The sequence below is a fragment of the Bacillus sp. LR_5 genome (assembly GCF_042709275.1).
This window is the reverse complement of sequence record NZ_JAVAXX010000359.1, coordinates 1-5,530: the sequence shown is the minus strand read 5'-3', so window position 1 is coordinate 5,530 and position 5,530 is coordinate 1. Positions and strand designations below refer to the sequence as shown.

General features: G+C 38.8%; 5 protein-coding genes. 2 read left to right on the top strand and 3 right to left on the bottom strand.

The window, feature by feature from the left end; genetic code table 11:
* Positions 1 to 67: 67 nt before the first annotated feature.
* A complete protein-coding gene (locus tag RAC86_RS34570; RefSeq protein ID WP_021481408.1) occupies positions 68 to 751 on the bottom strand; it encodes an SOS response-associated peptidase in 684 nt (227 codons plus the stop codon).
* A 256-nt stretch (positions 752 to 1,007) separates the two neighbouring features.
* Positions 1,008 to 2,045: a polysaccharide lyase family 1 protein gene (locus RAC86_RS34565; protein WP_029727222.1), complete on the bottom strand. Its 1,038-nt coding sequence runs from the start codon at positions 2,043 to 2,045 to the stop codon at positions 1,008 to 1,010.
* Positions 2,046 to 2,217: 172 nt separating this feature from the next.
* On the opposite strand from RAC86_RS34565, the gene RAC86_RS34560 reads away from it, so the two are divergent.
* Positions 2,218 to 2,895 (top strand): YoaK family protein, encoded by a 678-nt coding sequence (locus tag RAC86_RS34560; protein WP_004399503.1) that lies wholly within the window; start codon positions 2,218 to 2,220, stop codon positions 2,893 to 2,895.
* A gap of 269 nt (positions 2,896 to 3,164) precedes the next feature.
* Positions 3,165 to 3,863, top strand: coding sequence for an expansin ExlX (exlX, locus tag RAC86_RS34555; RefSeq protein WP_003231419.1), 699 nt, complete (start codon positions 3,165 to 3,167; stop codon positions 3,861 to 3,863).
* 36 nt (positions 3,864 to 3,899) lie between these two features.
* Here exlX and hpaB read toward each other — a convergent pair whose 3' ends face one another.
* Positions 3,900 to 5,351: a 4-hydroxyphenylacetate 3-monooxygenase, oxygenase component gene (gene hpaB, locus RAC86_RS34550; protein WP_181217119.1), complete on the bottom strand. Its 1,452-nt coding sequence runs from the start codon at positions 5,349 to 5,351 to the stop codon at positions 3,900 to 3,902.
* Between the last annotated feature and the right edge of the window lie 179 nt (positions 5,352 to 5,530).

The window sequence follows — 5,530 nt, the reverse complement described above, 5'->3', positions numbered from 1 at the left end:
ATTACTAAAGGGATTGGCACCTAAGGACAAAGCTATTTGACAAGTTCTTGCTAGAGAATTTCAATCACTACATATGATTTTCTGCATCAAGAAGCTCAGCTGAATTATTTTTAGGTGAATTTACTAATGATGAAACCTGGTATGCTTCCATGTCATCAGCATCATAAGGTAGCAGCAAACTTTGCAGATAATCAGGGCTTGTATTTTGGGGGTTAAGCCACTCCTTTTCATGATCATGGGCCAATATAACCGGCATTCGGTCGTGTATATCTTTCATGAACTCATTAGGCTCAGTTGTTATGATGGTGCAGGTATAAAGAGGGTATCCTTGATGTGTGCTCCACTTTTCATATAAGCCAGCAAACGCAAAAAGAGCAGATGATTTCAATTTGATCCGCATTGGGATTTTGGTTTTGGAATCAAGCCGTTTCCATTCATAAAAACTGTCTGCTGGTATGATGCAGCGTTTGCTGACAAGCGGTCTTCGAAAGGCCGGTTTCTCGGTAATTGTTTCGGCTCGAGCATTGATCATTTTATAACCGATCTTTTCATCTTTTGCCCAAGGTGGAATAAGTCCCCATCTAAGCTTGCCTAAGCGATTATTTGATCCATCATTGATGATTGCAAGGATGTTTTGTGATGGTGCGACATTATAGCTTGGCTGGTATTCACCTTTAGGAAAAAATTGATCGATGTCAAACTGGTCAATAATATCATCAAATGCAGAGTACAAAGTAAACCTGCCGCACATATCCATCATCCTTTTTAGGGGTTTTTGAATAGTTTGTGGGACGAACGTTCATTTAATACAGGTTCAGAACAATGATTTCTTTTTACTTGCGATAAACTGGTATAATAAGAAAGCCATTTAAGAAGTTATGTAGAAAAAAACATATGCTTTTTAGTTTGACCGACGCTGGATCTTGAAGGAGTTACAAGGATCGCTTAAAAATAGCCTATAAGTATAAAATGAGGCACAGCGTTTTTAACGCAGGGCCTCTTTTATATCAGTAGCCAAATACCAGAGTTGTACTTTGTGATCCGGCATATTTCGTGACAAATTCTTTTGTATATTCCGGCGTTTGGACACGATAGCTATAGTTTGACCCGGGATTCCAAGAAGTCAGCGGAGAGGTTTGCTTGTTGAGTGATGGATAGCTGCCTATGTCTTTGAAATAACCAGTGCCCTTGTCGTCAAGGATGCCGCCTTTTTCACTGCCTTTCCCAAAGTAATTATATTCGGAATATATTTTTGCTTTTGTAGCAATTGTAATCGCCTGGTTAAAATTATTGCTGTAATTGTTTTTAACATGAAAGTAACCGTATCTCATCAGACCTGGGCCTCTAACATACAAGTTCTCAAAATAATTATTGGCGATTGTCATGTGGGGGTAGCCGTCATATTGATGCTGAGAATCATCCGGGTATCCTAAAATCAAACCGTATTTATGATTCGCAAATTTTGAGTTGCTGATCGTGATATAATCTGCGGATTTTCCGATATACACGAGTTTGTCCAAATCGGTTCCGCTTGCATTATAGCTATGACCTGAGAATGTGACATGATCAATCCAATAGTTCATACCGGAATCTAAATAAAGCTGGATATCATTATTTCCGTTAATCTGCGGACTGTGTTCAAACGTTAAATTTTGAAAAATGACATTTCCAGAAGCTGATGAAGTTGTTAAATAAATATTTTTCAGCGTTTTTTTCGCGTAAGAGCCCACGAGTGTTTTATTTGAGCCAATGGTAACTGTTGTTTTCGCAGATGCGGAAAGATCATTTTGAAGCACTAAAATTTTCGGAGTGGATCCTCCTAGATGGGTTTTTAAATCATTTACGCTTTGAATGTAAACAATCTGCCCGTTTTTTCCACCCGTTGTGCCCGTTTTAGAGATGCCTTTTTCATTTTTGGCATTTCCGGCAAAACCTAAAAGGCCATTTGTTGAGGTATTCGGAAAATCGACTGCACCTAATGCTTTTCCAGGCAAGAGAACCAAAAACAAGCTAAAGACGGTGAACCATAAACAAAGTCGTTTCATCACAATATGCTTCCTTTCAATTTTAATCATTTCCTTGCGGGGATTATTATTACAGTTAATGGAAAGGAATGATAGGTTCTATCTTCCTAATTAATGTTGGGTTACTTAAAAAATAGAGATTGCGCCAAAAGACATACTAACAATTGAAATAGAAGAAAGGATTGATACACCGTTGACTGCAGCAGCTTATCGAAACACCTTGCTATCACTTTTATGTTTAACAGCTGGAATCGTGGATGTAATCGGGTATTTAAGCCTGGGACATGTGTTCACAGCTAATATGACTGGAAACATTGTATTATTGGGGTTAGCTATCGGCAAATCCATTCAGGTCACTGTTTTTAATTCCTTGACTGCGCTAATCGGATTTATATGCGGCGTGATCATTGCTACATTGATGGTCGGAAAGGCGGAAAATACCCTTTGGCCTTCTGCTGTGACAAAAGCCCTCGCACTTGAAGCATTCATTTTGTTTGTCTTTGCTTGTCTTTCTTTTTACCGGGCATTTGTTCCTGTGCACATTCTAATTATACTCATGAGCATTTCTATGGGGATTCAAACTACAGCAGCAAAAAAACTGGGGATTGCAGGTATTTCTTCAACTGTGTTGACCGGCACTTTGGCTTCTCTTTTAGAGGATATATCCGGCCGTTTGTTTTTTAAGAAGCAAAAGAAGACTTTCTTAAGAGATACTGTGTTAAGAGCACTGGCTATTATTTTGTATTGTGTAGGGGCTATTATTGTTGCTCTGGCTGAGCCTGATTTTTATCACTTCATTATTTGGGTTCCGATTGTGCTGATCTTTGGCATCATGATGACAGCTAAGTTGAAACTGAGCGGGGAAAAATAGCTTTTCCTGTATAGCTGTTATCAGGCCAACAGCCTGTTTCATTTCGTTATTGAAATGCGAATTTTGAGAGGGAAAAATAAGACATTCGGCTGAAGTGCACATTCGTTCATTTGTATTGGCTTTTTCATAAGTACCTACATTTGATATATGAATGATAGTGAATTTGCCTTAAAATCATCTATGAATCTATTTCCTCTTTCAAACCAGATGGATTGAGTCTTATAATGATAATGATTCTCATTTAAAGTCTGGTTTGAGGAGGACCAAATATGAAAAAGATCATGAGTGCATTTGTTGGTATGGTTTTGTTGACGATCTTCTGTTTTTCCCCGCAAGCTTCGGCAGCATATGACGACCTGCATGAAGGTTATGCAACGTATACAGGGTCAGGTTATTCAGGAGGAGCTTTCCTGCTGGATCCCATTCCTTCCGATATGGAGATTACTGCAATAAATCCGGCGGATCTCAATTACGGAGGAGTAAAAGCGGCACTTGCCGGCTCTTATTTGGAAGTTGAAGGGCCAAAAGGGAAAACAACCGTATATGTTACTGATCTTTATCCCGAAGGCGCTCGGGGAGCTCTTGATCTGTCACCTAATGCCTTCCGTAAAATCGGCAATATGAAAGACGGAAAAATCAATATTAAATGGCGTGTTGTCAAAGCCCCAATCACCGGCAATTTCACGTACCGGATCAAAGAAGGCAGCAGCAGGTGGTGGGCAGCAATCCAAGTCAGAAATCACAAGTATCCTGTTATGAAAATGGAATATGAAAAGGATGGTAAGTGGATCAACATGGAGAAAATGGACTATAACCATTTTGTGAGTACGAATTTAGGTACAGGCTCTCTCAAAGTCAGAATGACTGACATCCGCGGAAAAGTTGTGAAAGACACCATTCCAAAGCTGCCTGAAAGCGGAACGTCCAAAGCCTATACAGTACCGGGCCATGTTCAGTTTCCTGAATAAAAAATACGAAACAGCGGATCTTTTCCCGCTGTTTTTTTATTGTTCTGTATCTGCATGTAAAAATGTTTTAATCATGTTCAACTGCTCCTGCTTTGGATAACTGGTATACAGCCTGCTTGAAATCCGAATAGGATCTCCGAAAAAATATCTTTCGTAGTGAGTTTGTCTAGTTCCGAATGAACTCATTGTTAAATCCCATGCCAAACGGAAAATTTTCACACGTTCTTCAGCATTTGTATTGGTTGCTTGAAGATATTGGTCAAGATCTTCCCGTATCTCTGAGTCAAATGCATTTTCGGTAGGCAGTGTCACCATTCCGCTAGCTCCAATTAATTGTATGATTTCAGTAAATCGAGGATATAGCTTAGGAATGATCGTACTGATGACTTGAAGAGGAATTAAACAGGGGCGCATATAGCCGAATTCATCTAACTGAGCATCATTTTCCGATTTGTCAATGAGGGCTTTGATTGTTTCCAATCCCACAATGATTTCTGAGAGCTTTTCTTGGATGTGCTGATATTCGGAAACATTAATGGTGTCGACAAGAAGCTGTGCAACACCTAATAGAAATTCAATTTTTATCATTTGCCTAATGACAACCTGGTGAAAGGTAAAGGCATGAAAAGAGCTTTTTGTCATAAAATCTTTAGCTGCTTCCACATTATCGTAAAAAAACACACGATTCCACGGCACTAACACATGATCAAAAACCACAATTGAATCCATTTCTTCATACCTTGAGCTTAAGGGATGATTAAAGGAAGAGTCGCTTAATACAAATGATTCTCTTGTGATGAATTTTACGCCTTTTGTATTAGAAGGGATTGAAAAAGCATAAGCTTCATCTGTTTCAAAGAAAAATTTAGGCGCTGAAAAAACCAAGATTTCATCGGTCAACCCGCCTTGTGTGGCAAGCAGTCGTGCGCCATGAATCATTAAACCTTTTTCGGTTCTATCAATGACTTTAGCAGATATCGGTTTTTCACTTAGCCCAAAATAGGACTGTGACCGGTTCACTTGCGGAGTAATGAATGTATGGGTAAAGGAAAGGTCATGCTTAGCAGCTTGTTCATACATATCTAGTATATGTTCAGGAAAGCAATTCTCTTTATCTTTTAGAAGCTCCGCTGACGAAGCAAAGCTCATCATAACCGTATTCATGTAATCCGGACTTCTCCCCATCATTCCATGAGTATGTCTAGCCCAATGTTCAATCATGGTCCTTCTTTTTTTTAAATCATTTTTTGTTTTAGGCTGGAGATAGGAAAGGCCGATTCGATTATGATCTCCAGGAAGGCAATAAGTCATTTCATGTATTAACTCATCCTTTGTTTGCAATTCATAAAGTGAGCTTTTTGTTTTGATTATTCCTTTAAATGCAGGATGCTCAGAAATGTTACCCTTTATTTTTTCGCCATCATACCATATTTCGTTTTCTAGTTTATTCAATCGGTCAATGAATTCTTTACCATTGATGATCCCCATTTAAGTTTCGCTCCTTCATATTATGCTGCGTATTGTATTATATTTTCGAGAAAACAGCCGGTTCAGCCAATTTGAGGTGGGAAAAGCCTTTTTTAGAAAAACGAATAAGAGTGACTTACATACCGCAAAAGACTGCAAATTTTACTTAAGGTTTTTCTGTAAGTTCAGAGACGTAAAGA

Bases quoted from the DNA above. Each gene is read 5' to 3' on its own strand.
- RAC86_RS34565 (WP_029727222.1), bottom strand. From the start codon at position 2,045: ATGAAACGACTTTGTTTATGGTTCACCGTCTTTAGCTTGTTTTTGGTT.
- RAC86_RS34570 (WP_021481408.1), bottom strand. From the start codon at position 751: ATGTGCGGCAGGTTTACTTTGTACTCTGCATTTGATGATATTATTGAC.
- hpaB (WP_181217119.1), bottom strand. From the start codon at position 5,351: ATGGGGATCATCAATGGTAAAGAATTCATTGACCGATTGAATAAACTA.
- exlX (WP_003231419.1), top strand. From the start codon at position 3,165: ATGAAAAAGATCATGAGTGCATTTGTTGGTATGGTTTTGTTGACGATC.